This window comes from Streptomyces sp. NPDC032721 (genome assembly GCF_055579625.1).
This window is the reverse complement of the sequence record NZ_JBVIMX010000011.1, coordinates 315,266-338,533: the sequence shown is the minus strand read 5'-3', so window position 1 is coordinate 338,533 and position 23,268 is coordinate 315,266. Positions and strand designations below refer to the sequence as shown.

Annotated in this window: 20 protein-coding genes and 1 pseudogene; 10 read left to right on the top strand and 11 right to left on the bottom strand. The window is 72.1% G+C overall.

The window, feature by feature from the left end; genetic code table 11:
* Nucleotides 1-168: 168 nt before the first annotated feature.
* The 7 genes and pseudogenes from ACZ5PB_RS24570 to ACZ5PB_RS24540 all read left to right on the top strand — a co-directional run bounded on the left by ACZ5PB_RS24570 (nucleotide 169) and on the right by ACZ5PB_RS24540 (nucleotide 7,981).
* Nucleotides 169-1,008: a hypothetical protein gene (locus ACZ5PB_RS24570; RefSeq protein WP_468693872.1), complete on the top strand. Its 840-nt coding sequence runs from the start codon at nucleotides 169-171 to the stop codon at nucleotides 1,006-1,008.
* Nucleotides 1,008-2,975, top strand: a complete 1,968-nt coding sequence (locus tag ACZ5PB_RS24565; RefSeq protein ID WP_468693871.1) for a fumarate reductase/succinate dehydrogenase flavoprotein subunit — start codon at nucleotides 1,008-1,010, stop codon at nucleotides 2,973-2,975. The genes ACZ5PB_RS24570 and ACZ5PB_RS24565 overlap by 1 nt, the downstream gene beginning before the upstream one ends.
* A complete protein-coding gene (locus tag ACZ5PB_RS24560; protein ID WP_468693870.1) occupies nucleotides 2,972-3,757 on the top strand; it encodes a succinate dehydrogenase/fumarate reductase iron-sulfur subunit in 786 nt (261 codons plus the stop codon). The genes ACZ5PB_RS24565 and ACZ5PB_RS24560 overlap by 4 nt, the downstream gene beginning before the upstream one ends.
* A 28-nt stretch (nucleotides 3,758-3,785) precedes the next feature.
* Nucleotides 3,786-4,682 carry an arylamine N-acetyltransferase family protein gene (locus ACZ5PB_RS24555; protein WP_468693869.1) on the top strand — a complete coding sequence of 299 codons (897 nt, stop codon included), beginning with the start codon at nucleotides 3,786-3,788 and terminating at the stop codon, nucleotides 4,680-4,682.
* A gap of 15 nt (nucleotides 4,683-4,697) precedes the next feature.
* Nucleotides 4,698-4,975 (top strand): annotated as a pseudogene (locus tag ACZ5PB_RS24550) (hypothetical protein); the annotation flags it as partial.
* A gap of 180 nt (nucleotides 4,976-5,155) precedes the next feature.
* On the top strand, nucleotides 5,156-7,198 hold the full coding sequence (locus tag ACZ5PB_RS24545) for a TPM domain-containing protein (protein ID WP_468693900.1): 2,043 nt from the start codon (nucleotides 5,156-5,158) through the stop codon (nucleotides 7,196-7,198).
* A 72-nt stretch (nucleotides 7,199-7,270) separates the two neighbouring features.
* Nucleotides 7,271-7,981 (top strand): PspA/IM30 family protein, encoded by a 711-nt coding sequence (locus ACZ5PB_RS24540; protein ID WP_468693868.1) that lies wholly within the window; start codon nucleotides 7,271-7,273, stop codon nucleotides 7,979-7,981.
* A 56-nt stretch (nucleotides 7,982-8,037) separates the two neighbouring features.
* Here ACZ5PB_RS24540 and ACZ5PB_RS24535 read toward each other — a convergent pair whose 3' ends face one another.
* The 6 genes from ACZ5PB_RS24535 to ACZ5PB_RS24510 form a co-directional block, all read right to left on the bottom strand.
* Entirely contained in the window at nucleotides 8,038-10,560 is a 2,523-nt protein-coding gene (locus ACZ5PB_RS24535) for a SpoIIE family protein phosphatase (protein ID WP_468693899.1), read from the bottom strand.
* Nucleotides 10,561-11,069: 509 nt separating this feature from the next.
* Nucleotides 11,070-11,507 (bottom strand): ATP-binding protein, encoded by a 438-nt coding sequence (locus tag ACZ5PB_RS24530; RefSeq protein ID WP_468693898.1) that lies wholly within the window; start codon nucleotides 11,505-11,507, stop codon nucleotides 11,070-11,072.
* A 281-nt stretch (nucleotides 11,508-11,788) separates the two neighbouring features.
* Complete coding sequence (locus ACZ5PB_RS24525; protein WP_468693867.1) at nucleotides 11,789-12,187, bottom strand: (deoxy)nucleoside triphosphate pyrophosphohydrolase; 399 nt, start codon at nucleotides 12,185-12,187, stop codon at nucleotides 11,789-11,791.
* An 80-nt stretch (nucleotides 12,188-12,267) separates the two neighbouring features.
* Nucleotides 12,268-12,447, bottom strand: a complete 180-nt coding sequence (locus ACZ5PB_RS24520) for an SPOR domain-containing protein (RefSeq protein ID WP_468693866.1) — start codon at nucleotides 12,445-12,447, stop codon at nucleotides 12,268-12,270.
* Nucleotides 12,448-12,725: 278 nt separating this feature from the next.
* Nucleotides 12,726-13,478, bottom strand: coding sequence for a GntR family transcriptional regulator (locus tag ACZ5PB_RS24515; protein ID WP_468693865.1), 753 nt, complete (start codon nucleotides 13,476-13,478; stop codon nucleotides 12,726-12,728).
* 139 nt (nucleotides 13,479-13,617) lie between these two features.
* Nucleotides 13,618-14,592 (bottom strand): DUF4190 domain-containing protein, encoded by a 975-nt coding sequence (locus tag ACZ5PB_RS24510; RefSeq protein WP_468693864.1) that lies wholly within the window; start codon nucleotides 14,590-14,592, stop codon nucleotides 13,618-13,620.
* A 114-nt stretch (nucleotides 14,593-14,706) separates the two neighbouring features.
* On the opposite strand from ACZ5PB_RS24510, the gene ACZ5PB_RS24505 reads away from it, so the two are divergent.
* A complete protein-coding gene (locus ACZ5PB_RS24505; protein WP_468693863.1) occupies nucleotides 14,707-15,543 on the top strand; it encodes an isocitrate lyase/PEP mutase family protein in 837 nt (278 codons plus the stop codon).
* 33 nt (nucleotides 15,544-15,576) lie between these two features.
* Here the strand turns inward: ACZ5PB_RS24505 and ACZ5PB_RS24500 are convergent, their stop codons facing one another.
* From ACZ5PB_RS24500 to ACZ5PB_RS24485, 4 genes are all read right to left on the bottom strand, one after another.
* Entirely contained in the window at nucleotides 15,577-17,304 is a 1,728-nt protein-coding gene (locus tag ACZ5PB_RS24500; RefSeq protein ID WP_468693897.1) for a sigma-70 family RNA polymerase sigma factor, read from the bottom strand.
* 137 nt (nucleotides 17,305-17,441) lie between these two features.
* On the bottom strand, nucleotides 17,442-17,690 hold the full coding sequence (locus tag ACZ5PB_RS24495; RefSeq protein WP_468693862.1) for an exodeoxyribonuclease VII small subunit: 249 nt from the start codon (nucleotides 17,688-17,690) through the stop codon (nucleotides 17,442-17,444).
* Between the two features lie 65 nt (nucleotides 17,691-17,755).
* Complete coding sequence (xseA, locus tag ACZ5PB_RS24490; protein ID WP_468693861.1) at nucleotides 17,756-18,964, bottom strand: exodeoxyribonuclease VII large subunit; 1,209 nt, start codon at nucleotides 18,962-18,964, stop codon at nucleotides 17,756-17,758.
* A 181-nt stretch (nucleotides 18,965-19,145) separates the two neighbouring features.
* A complete protein-coding gene (locus ACZ5PB_RS24485) occupies nucleotides 19,146-20,600 on the bottom strand; it encodes an APC family permease (RefSeq protein ID WP_468693860.1) in 1,455 nt (484 codons plus the stop codon).
* Between the two features lie 107 nt (nucleotides 20,601-20,707).
* On the opposite strand from ACZ5PB_RS24485, the gene ACZ5PB_RS24480 reads away from it, so the two are divergent.
* Both ACZ5PB_RS24480 and ppgK read left to right on the top strand, forming a co-directional pair.
* Nucleotides 20,708-21,709 carry a 4-hydroxy-3-methylbut-2-enyl diphosphate reductase gene (locus ACZ5PB_RS24480; RefSeq protein WP_468693859.1) on the top strand — a complete coding sequence of 334 codons (1,002 nt, stop codon included), beginning with the start codon at nucleotides 20,708-20,710 and terminating at the stop codon, nucleotides 21,707-21,709.
* 78 nt (nucleotides 21,710-21,787) lie between these two features.
* Nucleotides 21,788-22,531: a polyphosphate--glucose phosphotransferase gene (gene ppgK, locus ACZ5PB_RS24475; RefSeq protein ID WP_468693858.1), complete on the top strand. Its 744-nt coding sequence runs from the start codon at nucleotides 21,788-21,790 to the stop codon at nucleotides 22,529-22,531.
* Between the two features lie 12 nt (nucleotides 22,532-22,543).
* Here ppgK and ACZ5PB_RS24470 read toward each other — a convergent pair whose 3' ends face one another.
* On the bottom strand, nucleotides 22,544-23,122 hold the full coding sequence (locus ACZ5PB_RS24470; RefSeq protein ID WP_468693857.1) for a DUF6542 domain-containing protein: 579 nt from the start codon (nucleotides 23,120-23,122) through the stop codon (nucleotides 22,544-22,546).
* Nucleotides 23,123-23,268 lie beyond the last annotated feature (146 nt).

Below are 23,268 nucleotides of genomic sequence, written 5' to 3'. Positions count from 1 at the left end.
CCTACGCCCCCGCCCCCTTGGGCGGCGGGGCCGCCCCCCGGGGGCGGAACGGGCGGGCAAGGGGGCGGCCCCCGGCGGAGCCGAACCCTCCGGCCCCGCTCCGCCTACGCCATGGCCCCACCCCGACCCGTTACCCACCCCTCCGACCCCGCCCCGCTGGAGCCCACGTTGGCCACAGGCACAGGTACCGACCCCACCCCCCGCGCCGCAGGCGCCGGCACCGGCGTGCACGACGCCACCCGAGCCGCCATCCCCGCCCGCCACCTCCGCACCGACCGCTGGTGGCTCTCCCCCGCCCTCACCGCCGCCGGCCTCCTCGCCTTCATCGTCTACTCGACCTGGCGCGCCTTCGCCAACAGCGACTACTACTCCGCCCCGTACGTCTCGCCCTTCTACTCCCCGTGCCTCGCGGAGAACTGCATCCCGATGAAGGGCGGCCCCAACTGGGAGATCTTCGGCAGCTGGTGGGGCCTCTCCCCCGCCCTGCTGATCCTGATCTTCCCGCTCGGCTTCCGGCTGACCTGCTACTACTACCGCAAGGCCTACTACCGGGGCTTCTGGGCCTCGCCCCCCGCCTGCGCGGTCGCCGAACCGCACAAGAAGTACAGCGGCGAGACCCGCTTCCCGCTGGTCCTGCAGAACATCCACCGCTACTTCTTCTACGCGGCGGTCCCGGTCGCCGGAATCCTCACGTACGACACGGTCCTGGCCTTCCGCGACCAGAACTACGAGTGGGGCCACATGGGCCTGGGCACCCTCGTCTTCCTGATCAACATCATCCTGATCTGGGCGTACACCTTCTCCTGCCACTCCTGCCGGCACATCATCGGCGGCCGTCTCAAGCACTTCTCCAAGCACCCGGTGCGCTACCGCCTCTGGGGCTGGGTCGGCAAGCTGAACGACCGTCACATGCTGCTCGCCTGGGCGTCGTTGATCAGCGTGGCGCTCGCCGACTTCTACGTCTACCTGATCGCGTCCGGCGCTTTCGACGACCCGAGGTTCTTCTGATGACGCAACTGGAACGCCAGGACTGGGACGTCGTCGTGGTCGGCGCGGGCGGCGCCGGACTGCGTGCGGCGATCGAGGCCCGCGAGCAGGGCGCCCGTACGGCCGTGATCTGCAAGTCCCTGTTCGGCAAGGCGCACACGGTGATGGCCGAGGGCGGCATCGCCGCGTCCATGGGCAACGTGAACTCCGGCGACAACTGGCAGGTGCACTTCCGCGACACCATGCGCGGCGGCAAGTTCCTCAACCAGTGGCGGATGGCGGAGCTGCACGCCCGCGAAGCACCCGACCGGGTATGGGAGTTGGAGACCTGGGGCGCTCTCTTCGACCGCACCCCGGACGGCCGGATCTCGCAGCGCAACTTCGGCGGGCACGAGTACCCGCGCCTCGCGCACGTCGGCGACCGTACGGGCCTGGAGCTGATCCGCACCCTCCAGCAGAAGATCGTCCAGCTCCAGCAGGAGGACTTCGCGGCGACCGGCGACCACGAGTCCCGGCTGAAGGTCTTCCAGGAGTGCACCGTCACCCGCGTCCTCAAGGACGGCGAGCGCGTCTCGGGGACCTTCTGTTACGAGCGCGAGTCAGGCCGCTTCTTCATCCTGCGCGCCCCGAGCGTCGTGCTCGCCACCGGCGGCATCGGCAAGTCCTTCAAGGTGACGTCGAACTCCTGGGAGTACACGGGCGACGGGCACGCGCTCGCCCTGCTCGCCGGGGCGCCGCTGCTCAACATGGAGTTCGTGCAGTTCCACCCGACCGGGATGGTCTGGCCGCCCTCGGTGAAGGGCATCCTGGTCACCGAGTCCGTCCGGGGCGACGGCGGCGTGCTGCGCAATTCCGAGGGCAAGCGGTTCATGTTCGAGTACATCCCGGACGTCTTCAAGGAGAAGTACGCGGAGTCCGAGGCCGAGGGCGACCGCTGGTACGAGGACCCGGACAACAACCGCCGCCCGCCCGAGCTGCTCCCCCGCGACGAGGTGGCCCGAGCCATCAACTCCGAGGTCAAGGCGGGCCGCGGCACCCCGCACGGCGGTGTCTACCTGGACGTCTCGACGCGCATGCCCGCCGAGCGGATCCGGCGCCGGCTGCCGTCCATGTACCACCAGTTCAAGGAGCTGGCGGACGTCGACATCACGGCGGAGGCCATGGAGGTCGGCCCGACCTGCCACTACGTGATGGGCGGCATCGCCGTCGACTCCGACACCGCCGCCACGCGCGGCGTGCCGGGCCTGTTCGCGGCCGGTGAGGTGGCGGGCGGCATGCACGGCTCCAACCGGCTCGGCGGCAACTCGCTCTCCGACCTGCTGGTCTTCGGCCGCCGTGCCGGGCTGTACGCCGCCCAGTACGCCGCCGAGCACGCCGGGCCGCTGCGGCCCGAGGTCGAGGAGGCCCAGGTGGACGCGGCGGCGGCGGAGGCGCTGCGCCCGTTCAGCGCGGAGGGGCCCGAGCCCGGTTCCGCCGAGCCCCGCGAGGAGGCCGGACAGGGCCGCCCGCCGGAGAACCCGTACACCCTCCACCAGGAGCTCCAGCAGACCATGAACGACCTCGTCGGCATCATCCGCCGCGAGGCGGAGATGGCCCAAGCGCTGGAGAAACTCGCGGAGTTGCGGGTACGGGCACGGCGCGCGGGCGTGGAGGGCCACCGCCAGTTCAACCCGGGCTGGCACCTCGCGCTCGACCTGCGCAACATGCTGCTGGTCAGCGAGTGCATCGCCCGTGCCGCGCTGGAGCGCACCGAGAGCCGGGGCGGGCACACCCGGGAGGACTTCCCCGCGATGGATTCCGCGTGGCGTCCGGTGAACCTGCTCTGCCGTCCGGCCGACCCGACCGGCGGGCTGGCCGCCACCGATCCGGTACGGGGCCAGATCAAGCTCGTACGGACGACGTCCGACCCCATCCGCCCGGACCTGCTCGCCCTCTTCGAGAAGGAGGAGCTGGTCAAGTACCTCGCCGAAGAGGAGCTTTTCGAGTGACCACGTCGTCGTCTGCCAAGTACGTCGCCCACTTCAAGGTGTGGCGCGGGAGTCCGGAGGGCGGCGGCCTTCAGGACTACGAGGTGGCGGTGAACGAGGGCGAGGTGGTCCTCGACATCATCCACCGCCTCCAGGCCACCCAGGCCCCCGATCTCGCGGTCCGCTGGAACTGCAAGGCGGGCAAGTGCGGTTCGTGCAGTGCGGAGATCAACGGGCGGCCGAGGCTGCTGTGCATGACCCGCATGTCGACCTTCACCCCGTCGGACACGGTCACCGTGACGCCGCTGCGCGCCTTCCCGGTCGTACGGGACCTGGTGACGGACGTGTCCTTCAACTACACCAAGGCGCGGGAGGTGCCCGCCTTCGTGCCGCCGGAGGGGGTCGCGGCGGGCGAGTACCGGATGCAGCAGGTGGACGTGGAGCGGTCGCAGGAGTTCCGCAAGTGCATCGAGTGCTTTCTGTGCCAGGACACCTGCCACGTCGTACGCGACCACGAGGAGAACAAGTCCGCCTTCGCCGGGCCGCGCTTCCTGATGCGGGTCGCGGAGCTGGACATGCATCCGCTGGACGCGGCGGCCGAGTCCGGCCTCGACCGCAAGCGGACCGCCCAGGAGGAGCACGGGCTCGGCCTCTGCAACATCACCAAGTGCTGTACGGAGGTGTGCCCGGAGCACATCCGGATCACGGACAACGCGCTGATTCCCTTGAAGGAAAGGGCAGTTGACCGCAAATACGACCCGCTGGTGTGGCTCGGCAGCAAGATCCGGCGGCGGACGGAATAGCTCCGGCGGGCCGGGCGCTGCACCGTTCATGACCGAAGAAACCACCACGACCATGTGGAACAGTGCGGCACTCGACCTCGACAGCTACCTCGCCCGGATCGGGTACGAGGGGGACCGCACCCCCACCCCGGCCAACCTCGCCGCCCTGCACCGGGGGCACGTCCTGTCCACGGGCTGGAACAACCTCTCCTCGTACCTCCACGGCGAGGTCCCGCTCGACCTGGCCACCCTCCAGGCCAAGATGATCACCGGCCGGGGCGGCGGCTACTGCTACGAGCACGTCACGCTCTTCGCCGCGCTCCTGGAGGCCTTCGGCTTCCGCTTCTTCGCGGTGCAGGGGCGGGTGGTGATGGGCGCCCCGGCGGGCAAGCTGCTGCCGGAGACGCACGCGATGCTGGTGGTGGAGTTCGAGGACGGCCGGCGCCTGCTGTGCGACGTCGGGTTCGGTACGAGCATGCTGGAGCCGGTCGAGCTGGTGAAGTCGCCGGAGGGCGTCGAGGCCGTCCAGGGGGTGTGGAAGTACTGGCTCCGGTACCAGGAGGTCACCCCTGGCGCCATGGGCTGGGCCCTGCACCAGCCCGCGGTCTCCCCCGAGGCCGACCGGGACGGCAATGGCTGGATGGTCCGGCACACCACGACCCTCACGCCCCAGTACCCGGTGGACTTCCGCACCGCCAACCACTTCGTCGCCACCAGCCCCAACTCCCCCTTCACCACCCGGGTGTACGTCCAGCGGATGCACCCGGACCGGATGCACGTCCTGGACGGACTGAAGCTGTCGACGGTCCGGCACGGCAGCGGACAGCCGCCGGAGGTGCGGGAGTTGGAGGTCAGGGAGGTGCCGGGGGTCCTGTCCGAGGTCTTCGGCATCGAGCAGAGCGAGGCCGAGGCCAAACTGCTGATCGACAAGCTGTCGACCTCCTGAGAGGTCCAGAGGCCCCTGACGGACCACGGCCTCACCCGCCTCGCCTTCATCGGCGGCGCGGCCCGGTCCCCGCACGCCGAGGCGCGCTTCGAGGGCTACCGGCGGGCCTGCCGGGACGCGGGCCTGCCGGTCCCCGCCGAACCGGACGTACGCGGCGACATGACCCTGGCGGACGGCTCCCGCGCGGCGGACGTCCTCCTCGACCGGCGGCTGGCCGACCCCCCCCCCTGGAACCGGCGTCCCTGATGCTCCCGGTGAGCGTGGCCAGGAGGGCGAGCTGCGGCTGCGGGTAGCCCGCGGGCCCGGGGACGGCGCACCTCCCGGCTCCACCCGGGTCGCGGGGGCCATATCTCCGACATAGCCTCCCAAATGTGACGCCTCCCGAGAGTCGTACCCGGATACCCGGCACGCACAGGCCGCCCCTCGCCGCCGCCCTGTGCACCCTGGCCGCCGCCTGGTGCCTCGGGGGCGCGATGCCCGCGCAGGCGGTGACGCCGCCCCTCCCGCAGCTGGCCGTTCCGGCCGAGGATCCCGGGCCGTTGGCCACCGACGGGCAGATCACCGACAAGGCCGGTGCCCTCGGCGACAAGCGCGGGGCCGTCGCCAAGGCGCTCAACCACCTCTACGCCACCCACCGCCTCCAGCTCTTCGTCGTGTACGTCCGTGACTTCTCCGGCCGCACCGCCCAGAGCTGGGCCGACGCCACCGCCACCCGCAACGGGCTCGGGCGTGACGACGTCCTGCTGGCCATCGCCACCCGTGACCGGCAGTTCGCGTACTCCGTGGACAACGAGTCCCGCCTCACCGACGCCCAGCTAGCCGAGGTCTCCGGCACCGCCATCAAGCCCGCCCTGCGCCAGAACGACTGGCCGGGCGCCGCCATCGGCGCCGCGAACGGGTACGCGGCCGTCCTCTCCGGCACCCCCGTCCCCACGCCCGCCATCACCCCCGGCGTCCATGACCCCGGTGCCGAGTCCAGCGGCGGCACGGCGGGCGACCTCGCGCTCCCGGTGATCGCCGTCGGCGGAGCCGGTGCGCTCGCGGCGTACGCGTACAGCCGCAGGAAGCGCAGGAACGGCGGCAGTGGTTCCGTACCACCGGGTGCGGGCGGACGGGCCCCGGGACCCGTCCTCACTCCCCTGCCCCAGCTCGACGGTCAGGCCAAGCAGGCGCTCGTCGAGACCGATGACGCCGTACGGACCAGCGAGGAGGAACTCGGGTTCGCCACAGCCCAGTTCGGGGAGGACGCCACCCGGCCGTTCAGCGAGGCGCTGGCCTTCGCGAAGGGCGAACTCACCGCCGCCTTCCGGATCCGTCAGCAGCTCGACGACGCCTTCCCCGAGGACGATCCGACCAAGCGGCGGATGCTGGACGAGATCCTCGCCCGGTGCGCCGAGGCCAACCGGCGGCTCGACGCCGAGTCGGACAGTTTCGACCGGCTGCGCGAGCTGGAGCGCAACGCGCCCACCGCCCTGGACACCGCGGAGGCCTCCTTCCGCGAGCTGACCGGGCGTACGAGCACCGCCGAGGCCACCCTCACCGCGATGACCACCCGCTACGCGCCGTTGGCGGCGGCCCCCGTGGCCGGGCACGTCGAGCAGGCCAAGGACCGCCTCGTCTTCGCGACCACCAGCCTCAACCAGGCCCGCCAGGCTCTGGTCGCCGACGACAACAGCAAGGCGGCCGTCTTCATCCGCGCCGCCGAGGGGGCCGTCGACCAGGCGGGCACCCTGGTCGACGCCGTGGAGCGGCGCGCCCTCGAACTGGCCGAGGCGGCAGGCAAGTTGGAGGGGTCGCTGACCGAGACGGAGACCGACCTCGCCGACGCCCGGGGGCTGCTCGACGGTACGCCGACGGGCACCAGCACCGCCGACCTCCGGGGCCGCATCGCCCGCGCGGAGGCCGTCGTACGCGACGTACGGGAGGAACTTCGGGCCGGGCACTACGACCCGCTCGACGCGCTCCGCCGGGTCGAGGAGGCGGACACCGCGCTCGACGAGGCGCTGGCCGGGACGCGTGAGCGGGAGAACGCGTCGCGGCGCGCCCGGGACCTCCTCGGGCAGGCCACCCTGTCCGCGCGTGCCGCCATCGGCGCCGCCGCCGACTACATCACCACCCACCGGGGCGCCGTCGGCAGCCAGGCCCGCACCCGGCTCGCCGAGGCCCAGCGCCACCTGGAACGGTCCGCCGCGCTCGCCGGCCAGGACGACGCCCCGGGCGCGCTCGCCGAGGCCCAGCAGGCGGACTCGCTGGCGCGGCAGGCGCAGGACCTGGCCCAGCAGGACGTACGCGGCTACGGCGGGGGCGGCGGCTTCGGCGGCGGCATCTCCGGCGGCAGCCAGGGCGGCGGGCTGAACGGGGCGGTCCTCGGCGGCATCATCCTCGGCGGGCTCCTGGGCGGCGGCCGGGGCGGCGGGGGCTACGGAGGCGGGGGCGGAGGCGGCTTCGGCGGCGGTCCCGGCAGTTTCGGCGGCGGCGACACCAGGGGCCGGAGGGGTGGCGGCGGCCGGTTCTAGCCACGCACGGCACACAGCGACGTACTCGACCTGAACGACGTACACCCGACAGAGGTCATCAAGGAGCACCCCATGTCCAAGCAGTCCATCCTCGGCCGCGTCACCCAGCTCGCCAAGGCCAACATCAACGCCCTCCTCGACCAGGCCGAGGACCCGCAGAAGATGCTCGACCAGCTGATCCGCGACTACTCCAGCAACATCTCCGAGGCCGAGGAGGCCGTCGCCGCCACCATCGGCAACCTGCGGCTGCTTGAGCAGGACCACCGCGAGGACGTGGACGCCGCGCACGAGTGGGGCGGGAAGGCGGCGGCGGCCAGCAGGAAGGCGGACGAGCTGCGGGCGGGCGGTGCGGGCGAGGAGGCCGACAAGTTCGACTCACTGGCCAAGGTGGCGCTGCAGCGGCAGCTCCAGTCGGAGAAGGAGGCCAAGACCGCCGAGCCGACGATCGCCGCGCAGACCGAGGTGGTCTCCGGCCTCAAGGACGGGCTGACCAAGATGAAGGGCAAGCTGACCGAACTGACGTCCAAGCGCGACGAGTTGGTGGCCCGCGCCAAGTCCGCGCAGGCGCAGAACACCATGAGCGACGCCGTCAAGAACATCAACGTCCTCGACCCGACGAGCGAGTTGAGCCGGTTCGAGGACAAGGTGCGGCGCGAGGAGGCGCGGGCGATGGGCAAGCAGGAGCTGGCCGCCTCCTCGCTGGACTCGCAGTTCGAGCAGCTGGACAGCCTGGGCGACGACGCGGAGATCGAAGCCAGGCTGGCCGCCCTCAAGAACGGCTAGCAAGAACGGCTGGCGAGGACGGCCAGCGAGCACCGCCGGCGCGCTCGGCGCCCTGCCTAGTACATGCTCAGCAGCTGCTCCACGCTCAGCTCCGCCGCACCCGGCGACTCCCCGTCGGGCAGGGCGAGTTCGAACCACACCGTCTTGCCCCGGGGGGTGCGCCTGGCCCCCCAGGCGGCGCTGAGCAGCCCGACCAGCTGGAGCCCCCGGCCGCCCTCGTCGGTGTCGCGGGCCCGCCGTCGCCTGGGCTGCACGAGACCGGCGTCCCACACCTCGCAGACCAGGGTGCGGTCGCGCAGCAGCCGGAGCCTGACCTCTCCTTCGCCGTACCGCAGGGCGTTCGTCACCAGCTCGCTGACCAGCAACTCGGTGGTGTCGACGAGGTCTTCGAGGCCCCAGGAGACCAGCTGGGCGCGGGCCAGTTCGCGGGCCCTGCCCACCGAGCGGGGTTCGCGCGGCAGCCGCCAGTCGCCGACGGCCTCGGCGGGCAGGCCCTGGATGCGGGCCATCAGGAGGGCGATGTCGTCCTCGCCGTGCCGGGTGTCGAGCGTGGTCAGGACGTGGTCGCAGACGTCCTCCAGGGGGCGCACGGGCCCGCTCATCGCCGTACGCAGGTCGCGGAGGCCCTCGTCCAGCGGGTGTTCGCGGGACTCGACGAGGCCGTCCGTGTAGAGCGCCAGGAGCGAGCCCTCGGAGAGCTCGACCTCGACCTCCTCGAAGGGCTCGCCGCCGACCCCCAGCGGCATGCCGGGCGGTACGTCGAGGAGCAGTGGCTCCTCCCCCGGCTCGACCACGATCGGCGGGAGGTGGCCGGCGTTGGCGAACGTACATCGGCGGGTGACCGGGTCGTACACCGCGTAGACGCAGGTCGCGAGGTACACCTCGGACAGATCGGCGTCGCGGGCCTTGTGGGCGGCCCGGGAGGCGTGCTGGGCGCCGCTCGGCGTGCCGAGGCCGCGCGCGATCTCGTCCAACGCGGAGAGGACCTCGGCGGGTTCGAGGTCGAGCAGGGCCAAGGTGCGTACAGCTGTGCGCAGTTCGCCCATCGCGACGGCGGCGCGCAGGCCGCGCCCCATCACGTCGCCGACCACCAACGCCGTGCGGTGGCCTGGCAGTTCGATGACGTCGAACCAGTCGCCGCCCACCTCGGTGGCGGTGTTGCCCGGCAGGTAGCGGCAGGCGATGTCGAGCCCCGCCGCCTCCGGGTCGCCGGGCGGCAGCAGGCTGCGCTGGAGGATGAGTGCCCGCTCGTGCTCGCGCCGGTAGAGGCGGGCGTTGTCCATGCAGACGGCGGCCCGCGAGGCGAGCTCGGTGGCCAGCGCCCGGTCGCGCTCGCCGAAGGTCTCGCTGCCCTTGGTACGGGAGAACTGGACGAGCCCGATGACGGTGTCGTGCGCCACCATCGGCACGGCGAGCGTGGAGTGCACCAGGTCGCCGTCCTCGCCGTGCACCACCCCGGCCCGCCCGGTGCTCAGCGCCTTCGCGCAGGGCGTGCCGAACGGGTAGCGGTGGACCGAACCGACGGTGATCTCCGCCGGGTCCTCCCCCGGCCCCACACAGCCGGGCGCGGCCAGCGGCGCGTCGGAGACGGCGCTGGCGAAGGCGACCCGGCGCAGTTCGGCGCTGCCGTCGGTGACGCCGGGCGGCGCCTCGTCGCCGGTCAGCAGCCCCTGGTAGAGGTCGACGGAGGCGAGGTCGCAGAAGCCGGGGACGGCGACGTCGAGGAGCTCGCGGGCGGTGGTCTCCAGGTCGAGGGAGTTCCCTATGCGGGCGCCCGCCTCGTTGAGCAGGGCCAGGTTCCGCCGGGCGTCGGCGGCCTCGCGGGCGGCCCGGTGGCGGCGGGTGACGTCGGTGGCCAGGCCCGCGACGCCGACGGGGCGGCCGGAGCCGCTGTGCACCCGATAGAGGTTGACCGACCAGTGGCGGCGCTCGGTGGAGCCGGGTTCCGTGCCGGTGATCTGGATGTCGGTGATGGACTGCCCGGTCTCCAGCACGCGGGCGAGCGCGTCGGCCACCCGGTCCGCCTCGGGCGGGGCCAGGTAGTCGTGCACCGTACGGCCCCGGTGGTCGTCGGCGGCGCCGCCGAACACGGCGGCGAAGCGGCGGTTGGTGCGCTGCACCGTGAGATCCGTGCCGAACAGCAGGAAGCCGAAGGGAGATTGACCGAAAATGGCCTGTGATGCGGCGAGGTCGGTTTCGATGCGCCGCAGTGCCGTGACGTCCACGACGAGACAGAGCGCACCACGCGCGCCGCTGCGGGTCTCGCTGGGCATCACATAGATCTCTGCCACCCCCTCGGCACCACCGGCGCCCACGGCCGAGTCGGGCATGCGGAACGGGACGAGCCCCGTCCACTCCTTCCCGTCAAGAATCTCGGCCACCTCGTGGCGCCCCCGTGCCCGGTACTGCTCGGGCACGAAGACCTGAAGGGGGTCGCGCCCCACGACATCCCGCGCGGGAATCCCGAAGAGCTCCTCGGCCCGCTGACTCCACTGCTCGACCAGCCCGTCGTCACCCAGCGAGAAGGAGGCGAGCCGGATGTAGTCGTAGACGGACCCGGGCGGACTGCTCTGCCACAGGGCCCGCCCGGTAACACCCCCGGAACCCGAGCCGCCTGCCGCTGCCCCTACCGCACGACCGGCGTCCGGAGCGTGCGACGCACCACGGGCGTCCGAGGCGTCCGGAGCGTCCGACGCACCACTGGCGTCCGACGCACCACGAGCGTCCGGCGCATCGTGAGTTCCCGGTGCGTCAGTGGCACCGGTGGCAGTGCCGGCAGCGGTACCGGCCTCGCTCGGGGCGGACTCGGCACCTCCGGCGCCCCCGGCGCCCTTCGCACTCGAAGCGCCGCAGGCACCGGCGCCGGGCCGTAGCCCCTCCGCTGGTATCTCGTTCACACGACCGTCCCCTCCAGCTCACCTCACCGGAACCGGCCTTGACCGCAGTATTCAGTACTACGGCCCCAGCTGGCACGGCGTTCACGATCGCGACGTCCTCCCGGCGCTCGCTGGGCCCTTTTCGGCCTAGTTCGTCGCCTGACCGACTCCCTGCCGGGTGCCGTCGTGATCGTGTCACTCCCTCCACACTTCTAACCGGGCAGAGCCAGCTCGAACCACACGGTCTTGCCGGTCTTTCCGCGCCGGGTCCCCCAGCGCTGTGCCGAGCAGGCCACCAGCTGGATTCCGCGCCCTCCCTCGTCGTCGGGGCCCGCCGCCCGTTCGCGGGGCGGATCCGGAAGCGGATCCGAGACCTCCACCCGCAGGACGGCGGGGACGGCGTCGGCGGTTCCGGCGCTGGGGGGCATGGTGTCGAGCCTCACCAACCGAACACCGATGGGCCCGGACGCGTGCCGCAGGGAATTGGTCACCAGCTCGCTGACCAGCAGCACGCTCACATCGATGACCTCGTCGAGGCCCCACGCGTGCAGGGTGTCGCCGACGGCGTGCCGCGCGGTGCGGACAGCGTTGGGCTCGGCAGGAAAGGTCCACTCGGCGCAGGCGCCTTCAGTGTCGAGCACGCCGACCACATCCCAGAACAGCAGCAGCGGACCCCAAAGAGGAGCGTCCTTTTTCGGGGGGTTAATCAGCACATACCCGATATCGGACTCCGGCTACCCCGGCAGTAGGCGCACTGTGGCACGAACGGCGTACGGACTCGCCCGTGCGCTGCGCCCCGTTGCCCCGTTCAGCCCCCTGCCATGCCCGCCCCGGCCCTGGCAGAAGGGGGCGGTTCGGGGCGGGAGCAGGGCAGAGCGCGACGGGGCGCGTCAGGGCGCGGCCGGCCTTCGGACTTTCGTACGCCGGAAACTCATGCGTCCGCCCGCAGCCGCCGCACCGCTTCCGCGACCGCGGGCCGGTCCTGGTCCAGCCAGTCCACGGTGTCGCCCTCGTCGGGGCCGAGCCAGCGCAGTTCGTCGTGGTCCTCCAGCGGGCTGGGTTCGCCGGAGAGCAGCCGGGCGGTCCACACCTGGAGCACATATCCGGGCTTCAGCGGCCACTCACCGGGGATCCGCTCGACGGGCTCGGTCTCCACGCCCAGTTCCTCGCGCAGTTCGCGCACGAGGGCCTGCTCGGGGCTCTCGCCGGGCTCGCACTTGCCGCCGGGCAGCTCCCAGCGTCCGGCCAGCTCGGGCGGTGCGCTGCGCCGGGCGGCCAGCAGCCGGCCGCGGTGAAAGAGGGCTCCGCCCACAACCAGTCGTTCCGTCATGGGCGGAGCCTAAGGCGGCGGCCGGCGCCGCCCCAAAAGGCGCCTGCTCCCGCAGGGTGCCCAGGAGCGCCCACGGGCGCCTACGGCTGCTTCGTCGCCGCCTGTTCGATCAGATAGAGCTGCTTGTGGCCGCGGCTGTCGAGCTGATCGGCCCGCTGCTCGGCCTCCGCACGCGTGGCGTAGACACCCACCCGGTAGCGGTTGCCGTTGTCGTCCTGCCGCACCACCAACCACGGAAGCCGATCACCGCCGTCATTCATCGCGCGCCTCCGTCCGCCGGCGTACACGCCGTCAAGGATCCCCAGGAAACCTCAGTACGCATATGCCCGAGCCTACGCCTGACCTTTACTCACCGGATATGGCTTTTCACAAAGAGGCACCGATCTGGCCAAGAAACGCAGGCGGGTTGACGAACCCGTGAAGCAAGAGGGGGCGCACCCAAGTGGATGCGCCCCCGAAGGATCTCAACTTACCGCTGTACGCGCTGGGTTGGCGGACTCACAGACTCACAGACTCATGGACTCGCAGACTCACGGAGTCATTTCACCGGCAGGTGGTAGGCGACCCGGTACCGGTCGGCCGGAACCACCAGGTCCGCCGTCTCGACCGCCCGCCCCGAGGCGTAGTACGTCCGCTCGATGACCAGCACAACGTGCCCCGGAACCCCGCCCAACTCGGCCAGCTCGTCGGCGAGCCCGGGCCTGGCGCCGACCTCCTCCGCCACGTTGTCCACGACGACGTCGATGGCGGCCATCCGCTCGACCACCCCGCAGCCGCCGAGCGGCCCCTCCTCGGGCAGCATCACCGGTGTGCGGCCGGTGACCGCGAGGGGTTCCCAGGAGGTGGAGAGCATCATCGGCTCGCCCGCGTCCCGGAACACGTACTTCGTGCGCATCACGCGGTCGCCCGGCTCGACGCCGAGCCGCGCCGCGATGTCCTCGGGCGCCTCGGCCTGCTCGCTGCGCGAGTCCCAGGTGCCGCGCGCACCCTCGGCCGCCTGCTCCTGCCGGAACGGCGTGGTGGGACCGGCGCCCCGGTAGGCGGCACGGGCCACACTGCGCGGCACCGGCCTCTCCCGTACGTACGTCCCCGAACCGGAGCGGCCCTCGACCAGGCCCTCCGCCATCAGCACTTTCCGCGCCTCCAGGGCGACGGTGTCCGAGACGCCGTAGACCTCGCGGATGCGGGCCTGCGAGGGGAGCCGGGTGTGCGGCGGCAGCTTCCCGTCGGCGATCTGCTCCCGGAGATCCTTCGCCACGCGCAGATAGGCCGGCTGCTCACCGAATGTCACTGGCCACTCCCATCAGGTTGACAGACAGCAACAGCGTGGCAACCGTGGGTTGTAGAGCACAAGCGAAGGCCAGAGTTTCACTCGATGTGATGATTCCCCTTTACGCAGGCATGTTTCCCCCGGTAAGGGGCGCGGGGCATTACACCTCTTCGCCCACTCCGGCCACATCGCCCTCGGAGCTGCCACCGGTCCCGCCGGAACCACCCGACCCGCTGGTCCCACCGGACCCGTCGTTACCTGACGTCGCACCCGTATCACCGCCAGGGCCACCGCCCGTGACGCTGTCCGTGCCGCCGTCCGTACCGCCGTCGCGAAGCGTTCCGGTGAGCTTGTCGCCTGACTCGTTGCCGAAGACGCAGGTGACCCCCCGGTCGCCCAGCCGCCAGGCGTTCTTGTCCGGCATCAGGTAGTACGAGTCCGCCGAGGCCGCGCCGCCGCCCGTGTAGCTCTCCTCTGCGGTGGCGCACTTCCCGTCGGCGATGGTGCCGATCTTCTCGTCGCCCGGGTACGCCGAGGTGTCGGCCAGGTCGAAGGTGCCGAACACCTCGCCGTCGTGCGGCTCCGCGCAGTCGATGACCTCCACGTCGTACGTGGTGCCCTCCAGCGAACCCGAGGGGGTGTCGAAGCACTGCCCGATGCGCAGGTCCTCGACCGACAGGGAACTGCCGCTCGCCCCCCGCTCGAAGCCCTCCTTGAACGCGGCGGGACCGCCGGTCAGCACGAAGACCAGGGTGAGCAGGACGCTGAGCGAGGACAGCACGATGCCCGCGACGGCCATCCCCTTGCCGCTCTCACCGCGCTTCTTGATCTGAGACAGCGCGACCAGGCCGAGCACCAGGCCCAGCGGCGGGAGGCAGCAGACGATGCCGGCGATGAGGGAACCGATGGCCAGGCCGTTGGTCTTCGGCGGGGCGGGCGGCATGCCGTAGGGCGGGATGCCGCCGTACGGCTGGGGGCCGTAGGGCTGGGCACCGTAAGGCTGGGCACCGTAAGGCTGGGCACCGTACGGGGACTGACCGTAGGGCGTGCCGTACCCCGGCTGCGGCGGGCCCGGCGGGGTCGGCTGCTGCGGTTCGTTCCAGGGCTGCTCGGGGGGCGGCGGCGGTATCGCCATCAGTGGGGTGCTCCTCGTCGGCGCGGTGCGGGGGGTGCCGCGCAGATCGTACGTGGCGGAGGTGAGGTCGGAAATTCGCCTGCCTTCGGCGCCGCGAACTGCTGGACTGTCCGCATGACTTCGGAAAACGCAGCACGGACCGCCGCCCAGCACGACAAAGCCGCCCTCCTGCACTCCCTGCACCGCACGCCCGGTGCCCCGCTCCTCCTCCCCAACGCCTGGGACGTGGCCAGCGCACTGGTCATCGAGCAGGCCGGGGCCGCCGCCGTGGCCACCACCAGCGCGGGTGTCGCCTGGAGCCTGGGCGTGCCCGACGGCGCCGTACTGGACCGCGACCGGGCCGTCGAGCTGATCGGGCGCGTCGCGGACGCCGTGCGGGTACCGGTGACCGCCGACATCGAGGGCGGCTTCGCGGACACCGCCGAGGGCGTGGGCGAGACGGTGGCCGCCGTGATCGCGGCGGGCGCGGTCGGCGTCAACCTGGAGGACGGCACCCGTACGCCCATGGAGCAGGCGGGCCGCATCGCCGCCGCGCGGGCCGCCGCCGACAAGTCCGGCATCCCGCTCTACCTCAACGCCCGTATCGACACCTACCTGTTCGGCCTCGGCGAGGAGTCGGGACGGCTCCAGGAGACCATCGGGCGGATGCACGCGTACGTCGGGGCGGGCGCCAGCGGCGTCTTCGTCCCCGGGGTGACGGACCCCGAGACGATCGCCGCCCTGGTCGCGGCCGTCGACGTACCGCTGAACCTGCTGGTGGGCCCGGGCGCCCCGGCCGTCGCCGAGCTGGCGGAGCTGGGGGTGGCGCGGATCAGCCTGGGCGGCGCGGTGGCGGGCGCGGCGTACGCGGTCGCGCGCCGGGCCACCGAGGAACTGCTGACGTCGGGGACGTACGACTCGGTGGCGGGCGCGGTGCCGCACAGCGACCTGAACGCGCTCTTCCGGCAGTGAGGCCGCGCGCCAGGTGGCCCGGCTGCGGCCGGGCTACCTGGCGCCGAACACCTGGGTCCAGTGCGGGCCGCCGGAGGGGCCCGCGATTCCGATGCCGACTTCCTTGAAGGCGCAGTTGAGGATGTTGGCGCGGTGGCCGGGGCTGTTCATCCAGGTTTCCATGACCTTGGCGGGGCTGGACTGGCCCGCCGCGATGTTCTCCCCGTACGTGGTCCATTTGTAGCCCGCGGCGGTGACGCGCTCGCCGGGGCCGTCGCCGTCGGGGCTGGTGTGGTCGAAGTAGCCGCGCGCGATCATGTCGGCGGAGTGCCGCTGGGCGGCGGTGTTGAGCAGGCCGTTGGTGGTCACCGGGGAGCAGCCCGCCTTGGCCCGCTCGGAGTTGATCAGGGCGACGACCTCCTGGGCGGGCCCAGCGGGCGCGGGCGCGGGCGGCGGGGCCGGGCGGCTGGGCGTCTTGGTACGGGTGGGCTTGGGGGCCGGGGGCGGGGCGGGCCGCGAGGCGGACCTGGTGGGGCTGGGGGTCTTGCGGGTGGGGGTGGCGCTCGCGGTCGCGGACGCGGTGGGCGAGGCGGTCGTGGGCGGGGCCGAGGGGCTGTGGGTGGTGCTGGCGCTGGGCAGGGCGGGCCCGGAGGTCCGGGCGGCGTCGGCCACGGAGGTGCTGGGCTCGCCCTCCGTACCGCCGGAGAACAGCTGGACGGCACCGATGCCGCCACCGACCAGCAGCAGTACGGCCGCGGCGCCGACGACCTGGCGCCGGCGGCGGGTGCGCTGGCGGCGGAGGTCGGTGCGGGAGGGGCGGCCGGGGGCGACGGAGGGGATGGCGGCGGTGGCGGCCTCGGGGCCGCCGTAGGCCTGGTCGTGAGGAGCAGGCTGAGGGCTGGACCGTGGGCTGTGCTGCGGGGTGAACCGGGCGTGGGCCACGGTCTCGGTGGCTCCGGTGGCCCCGGTCCGGCCGGCCGGCCCCGCCCCGTCCCGTATCGCCAGCCGCACCAGCTCCACCAGTACCCCCGCCACCGGTACGAGCCCGAACCCGGCCAGCAGTCCTTCCGCCGGAACCAGCCCGCTCCGGTGCCCGGAACAGACCGCGCACTCCTTCGCGTGCCGCGATATTCGCTTCCGCCAGAGCGCGGAGGGCACCCCGTCCCAGGGCGCGAGCACGTCCCGCAGCTGCCCGCACGCCGGTACGGCGGCCAGGGCGCGCACCACCACCCGGGCCCCCTCCAGCTGCGCCTTCATGCGCTGCACGCGTACGGCCGTGTGGTCCGGCGCCAGCTCAAGCGCGGTCGCCACCTCGGCGCGGGTCAGCTCCCCCGCCGCCTCCAGCCACCACAGGGACAGCAGCGCGCGGTCGTCGGCGTCGAGCCACCGGGTGGCCTCGACGGTCTCCTTGCGCTGCCCGGAGAGCCCCATCCGGACGATGGTCAGCCCGACGAAGTCGGAACCGGGGTCGGCGGGCTCCCGCCCCTCCGGCAGCTGCGCGTCCACCGGCAGCTGCTCGCGCTGCCAGTGCCGCCGGACCTCGTTCATCGCGATGGCCACGAGCCAGGACCGGAAGCTCTCCGGGATACGGAGCCCGGGCAGCCCGTCGAGGGCCCGGAGCATGGTTTCCTGCACGACGTCGTCGACGTCGGAGTGCCCGTTCAGCGCCCGGCCGACGATGTTGTAGACGAGCGGCAGAGAGGCCGCCACGAGCGCGTCCTGCGCCTGCGGATCACCGCTCTGCGCCGCCACGATCGTCGCGACTCCGTGTTCCCTGTTCACGGTCTCCCGCCCCTTCTCCGCCTGCTCGGTCCGTACGGCATCTTGCTCCACCACATGGGAGACCGGACGCGAACGGCGGCATAACAAAAATCACCCGGGAATTTGAACGGGCGTTCCCGGGAGGCGGCACGGAAGCCCTACCGGGACTCCTCCCCGGCCTCCTCCTCGGCCTCTTCCTCCCCCAGTGCCGCGTCAAGCCGGGCCCGAGCACCCTCCAGCCAGCGTCGGCACACCTTCGCCAGCTCCTCGCCGCGCTCCCAGAGCGCCAGCGACTCCTCCAGGGTCGTACCGCCCATTTCGAGCCTTCGTACGACTTCGATCAACTCGTCCCGCGCCTGCTCGTAACCGACTTCGGTCCCGGCGGCGGCTGCGTCCGTCTTGGCCATGCGATTCACCTTAAGTCCGAGGTCCGACAACGCCTGCGGGGCAGAGGGCCCGCGAGGAAGAGGCACTACTCCACCACCCGCACCACAAACTCCCCCTCCGCCACTCGCGCCCGGAGCTCCTCGCCCCCGGCGACCTCGTCCGCGGCCCGCACCACCGCGCCGTCCTCCTTCTGGAGCACCGCGTACCCCCGCTCCAGCGTCGCCGCGGGAGACAGTGCGACCACGCGCGCGTGGGTGTGCGAGAGCTCCGAGTCGGCCCGGTCCAGCAGGTGCCCCAGCGTCCGCCGACTGCGCGCCACGAGCGCGTCGACCTCGGCCTCCCGCTCCTCGACCATCCGCTGCGGCCGCTCCATGACGGGCCTGGCCAGCGCGGACGCCAGCCCGCGCTCCTCCCGGTCGAGCAGTCCCCGCACGGTACGCAGCGCCCGGTCGCGCAGCCCCTGCACCCGGTCGAGCTCCTCACCCACGTCGGGGACGACCTTCTTGGCCGCATCGGTGGGCGTGGACGCCCGCAGGTCGGCGACCAGGTCGAGGAGAGGCGAGTCCGGCTCGTGCCCGATCGCCGAGACGACGGGGGTACGGGCCGCCGCCACGGCACGTACCAGCTCCTCGTCGGAGAACGGCAGCAGGTCCTCCACGCTGCCGCCGCCCCGCGCCACGATGATCACGTCCACCTCGGGCAGCGCGTCCAGCTCCTTCACGGCCTGGACCACCTGGGGCACCGCGTGCACGCCCTGGACCGCCACGTTCCGCACCTCGAAGCGGACGGCGGGCCAGCGCCGCCGCGCGTTCTCCAGTACGTCCCGCTCGGCGGCGGAGGCCCGCCCCGTCACCAGCCCGACGAGCTGCGGCAGGAACGGCAGCTGCCGCTTCCGGTCCAGCGCGAAGAGCCCTTCGGCGGCGAGGGACTTCTTCAGCTGCTCCAGCCGGGCGAGCAGTTCACCGATGCCCACCGGCTTGATCTCGGTCGCCCGCAGCGAGAGCTGCCCCCGGGGCGCGTACCACTCGGGCTTCGCGTGGACGACGACCCGCGCCCCCTCCGACACGACGTCGGCCACCGCGTCGAACACCTGCCGGTAACAGGTCACGGACACGGAGATGTCGTGCGACGGATCGCGCAGGGTCAGGAAGACCACCCCGGCCCCCGGCCGCCGCGACAACTGGGTGATCTGCCCCTCGACCCAGACCGCACCGAGCCGGTCGATCCACCCCCCGATCAACCGGGAAACCTGCCCGACAGGCAGGGGCGCATCCGCTGACGTATTGAGACCCATACACCGACCCTAACGACCCCAACCGACAACCCCCCTGCCCTCTCCTAGCCCCCTTGGGCGGCGGGGCCGCCCCCCGGGGGCGGAACGGGCGGGCAAGGGGGCGGCCCCCCGACCCCGCTCGGCCCCTCGCCCCCGCCCCACCTCCGCCACCGCTCAGCACCCACGCCCCCGGCCCCGCCCCTCACCGCACCCCCACGTCCACCCCCTGCCCCCGCCCCCTCCCCCTCTGAGCCCCCAACACCACCAACCCCACCACCAGCCACACCACCCCCACCACCTGCGCAGCCCGACTCGCCTCCCAAATCACCGCAACCGCAATCAACGCACCAATCACCGGCGCCACCACATGCCGCCACCACACCGGCGCCCCCTCCTCCCGCCGTACCGCGAACCACCCCACCACCGACGCGTGCAACAGCACAAAGGCGGTCAGGGCGCCGATGTCGACCACCGACACCAGGTGGTCCATCCCGTCATCGCGCCGTGCCGCCCACACCGCCGCCACCAGCGTCACCACGGCCGCCAGCCCCAGCGCCAGCCTCGGCACCCCGGACCCGGGATCCACCTTGGCCAGCACCTTCGGCAGCCGCCGCTCCCGGGCCATCGCGAACAGCAGCCGCCCGGCCGCCGCCTGCCCCGCCAGCGCGGCGAACGCCGCACCGATCGCCTTGCTCACCGCCACCAGGTCGTGCAGCCACGCCCCGACGGCCCCGTCCACCGCGTCGTAGAAGGCGGTCCCCTGCTTCGCCGGATCGGCCGCGAGATCAGCGGCGGAGACCGGCGAGAGCAGCGCCACCAGGTACGTCTGTACGACGAAGAGCACGCCGACCAGCGCCAGGCACAGCAGCACCGCCCTGGCCACCTTCGCCGAGCCCCCGGTGACCTCCTCCGCGAAGGAGGCGATCGCGTCGAAACCCAGGTACGACAGCACGGCCACCGACACCGCACCCAGCACCGCCGCCAGCGAGAAGGACCCCATGGACCCGTCCCCGGTCAGCGGCGACAGCCAGTCCCGCTCGGCCCCGTCCTGCGCGAGCACCACGACCGCCGCCACCACGAACACCAGCAGCACGACGATCTCCAGCGCCAGCACCGCGAAGCCGACGCGTGCGGCGGCCCGCACTCCCCACATGTTGAGCGCGGTCGTCACGACCACCGCGATCGCCGTCCACACCCACTGCGACACCGACGGCACGAGCGCGTGCAGGGCGATCCCGGAGAAGAGGTACGCGACGGCCGGGATCAGCAGGTAGTCGAGCATCGCCATCCACCCGGCGACGAATCCGGGCCCTTCGCCCAGCGCCACGCGCGCGTACGCGAAGACGGAGCCCGCCTGGGGGACGACCCGCACCATCTGTGCGTAGCTGAAAGCGGTGAACGCCATCGCCACCGTCGCGACGAGGTAGACGAGGGCCACCGCACCGTGCGACTTGGCGTCGAGGGTGCCGAAGACACCGACCGGGGCCATGGGCGCGATGAACAGCAGCCCGTAGACGACCAGATCCCGAAATCCCAGGCTCCGCTTGAGCCGGCCCGCACCGCCCGTACTGGTCGCGCCCCCCGCACCACCCGAACCACCCGCACCACTCACGCCGCCCACACCACCCGCACCCGCCCGGTCAGCAGTCCCGGCCATCGTTCCTCCGCACGCTCATCACTTTCGTCGACTGGTCGACTGCCCGTGGGGCACCTGTCCAGTCTTGCCCGCTACGCGATCTTTGGCCTGTCGGGCACGGCCTTACGATGGGAGGCATGACTTCTACGCCTGCCCGCCCGTCTGCCAAGCGTGTGCTGCTCGCCGCTCCCCGCGGCTACTGCGCGGGCGTGGACCGCGCCGTCATCGCCGTCGAGAAGGCCCTTGAGCAGTACGGTGCGCCGATCTACGTCCGGCACGAGATCGTCCACAACAAGTACGTCGTACAGACCCTGGTGAAGAAGGGCGCGATCTTCGTCGAGCAGACGGCGGAGGTCCCCGAGGGCTCCATCGTGATGTTCTCGGCGCACGGCGTCGCCCCGACCGTCCACGCCGAGGCCGCGGAGCGCAAGCTCGCGACGATCGACGCGACCTGCCCCCTGGTCACCAAGGTCCACAAGGAAGCCGTCCGGTACGCGAAGGACGACTACGACATCCTGCTGATCGGCCACGAGGGCCACGAGGAGGTCATCGGCACCTCCGGCGAGGCCCCCGACCACATCACCCTGGTCGACGGCCCCGAGGACGTCGCCAACGTCACCGTCCGCGACGAGTCGAAGGTCGTCTGGCTCTCCCAGACCACCCTCTCCGTCGACGAGACGATGGAGACGGTCGACGCCCTCAAGGGCAAGTTCCCGAACCTGCTCTCGCCGCCCAGCGACGACATCTGCTACGCCACCCAGAACCGCCAGATCGCGGTGAAGAAGCTGGCCGAGGACGCGGAACTCGTCATCGTCGTGGGCTCCAAGAACTCCTCCAACTCCATCCGCATGGTCGAGGTCGCGCTGGACGCCGGCGCCCCCGCCGCGCACCTGGTGGACTTCGCGAGCGAGATCGACGAGTCGTGGCTGGAGGGCGTGACGACGGTCGGCCTGACCTCGGGCGCCTCCGTACCGGACGTCCTGGTCGACGGCGTGCTGGAGTACCTCTCCGAGCGGGGCTACGGCGACGTCGAGACGGTGAAGACGGCCGACGAGTCGATCACCTTCTCGCTCCCCAAGGAGCTGCGCCGCGACCTGCGCGCGGAGGCCGCCGCCCTCGGCAGCAAGTAACCCCGCCCAGGGCCCCCGCTCCGCCCTTCTCGTCCACTCCGACGGTGACTGTCGGTGGTCCGTCGTAACGTGGAACCCATGAACGTGTTCGGAGTGGACATCGGCGGTTCGGGCATCAAGGGCGCTCCCGTGGACCTGGAGCGGGGCGATCTGGCCGAGCCGAGGCACAAGGTACTGACCCCGCACCCGGCGACGCCGGAGAGCGTGATCGACGGCGTCAAGGAAGTCGTCGATCACTTCGGCTGGTCGGGCCCGGTCGGCATCACCTTCCCGGGCGTCGTCACGGACGGCATCACGCGCACGGCCGCCAACGTCGACAAGGGCTGGGTGGACCTGGACGCCCGCGACCTGCTGGGCAAGCGCCTGGGCCTGCCGGTCACCGTCCTGAACGACGCGGACGCGGCGGGCGTCGCCGAGATGACGTTCGGCGCGGGCGCCGGCCGCAAGGGCACGGTCTTCCTGCTCACCTTCGGTACGGGAATCGGCAGCGCCCTCTTCCTCGACGGCAAGCTGGTCCCCAACACCGAGCTGGGCCACCTGGAGCTGCACGGCCACGACGCGGAGAAGCACGCGTCGACGAGGGCCAAGGAGGACGAGGACCTGTCCTGGGAACACTGGGCCAAGCGGGTCACCAAGTACCTGGCGCACGTGGAGATGCTCTTCTCCCCGTCCCTCTTCATCATCGGCGGCGGAGTCAGCCGCAAGGCGGAGAAGTTCCTGCCGTTGATCGAGGGGATCCGCGCGGAAGTGGTCCCGGCCCAGCTGCAGAACAACGCGGGAATCGTGGGAGCCGCCATGGCGGCCCAATCAGCCGGCCACTGACGCGGCGGGGCTCTACTCGCTGTGCGGCCGCGGTCGCCGCACAGCGACGGGCCGCACGCCCAGCGCCTGCTGCTGCCGCCGCTTGCGCCCCATCAGCCGGATCTTCCGTACGCTCGCGACGACACCGGCGACGAGCGTGCCCCCGTACAGCCACCCCGCCTGCACGGCCAGGGCGGTGACGACGGCCATGAACCGGCTGCCCACGCCGTCGGTGCCGCCCGCGACGGGCACCAGCCCGCAGGCGAAGGCGATCGGCACGCTGATCGGCGCGGTGACGAGATCGGCTGGCCGCACCCACAGCGCGGTCAGCAGGCTCACCGGCAGGAAGAGCACCCCGTAGACCACCGGAGACCCCCCGAACAGCAGCGCGTCCAGGCACCCCAGTACGAACATGGTCAGTGAGGCGAAGAGCCCGCTGCCCAGCCCGGTCAGCCGGGGATTGGGAAACCGCCGCAGCGCGAGCACCACGGGCGCCACCTGCCGCCCGCTCCTGACACCGTCCCGGCGTACGGTCGCGGCACTGCCCCCTTGCCCGGCAACGGGCTGCGGCCTGCGCTGCGGGGGACGAGGTCGGGTCCTGGGTTGCTCCACCGGACCAACGTAGGTCGCCGGACCGACGGATTCCGGGCTTGGACACGCCCTTTGGCCGAGCTTGGGCTTGAGTTCGACGCTGTACGGACACGAACCGCTCCGGGAGCCACTCCGGGACCCACTCTTCCCCCACCCTCCGCCCCGTA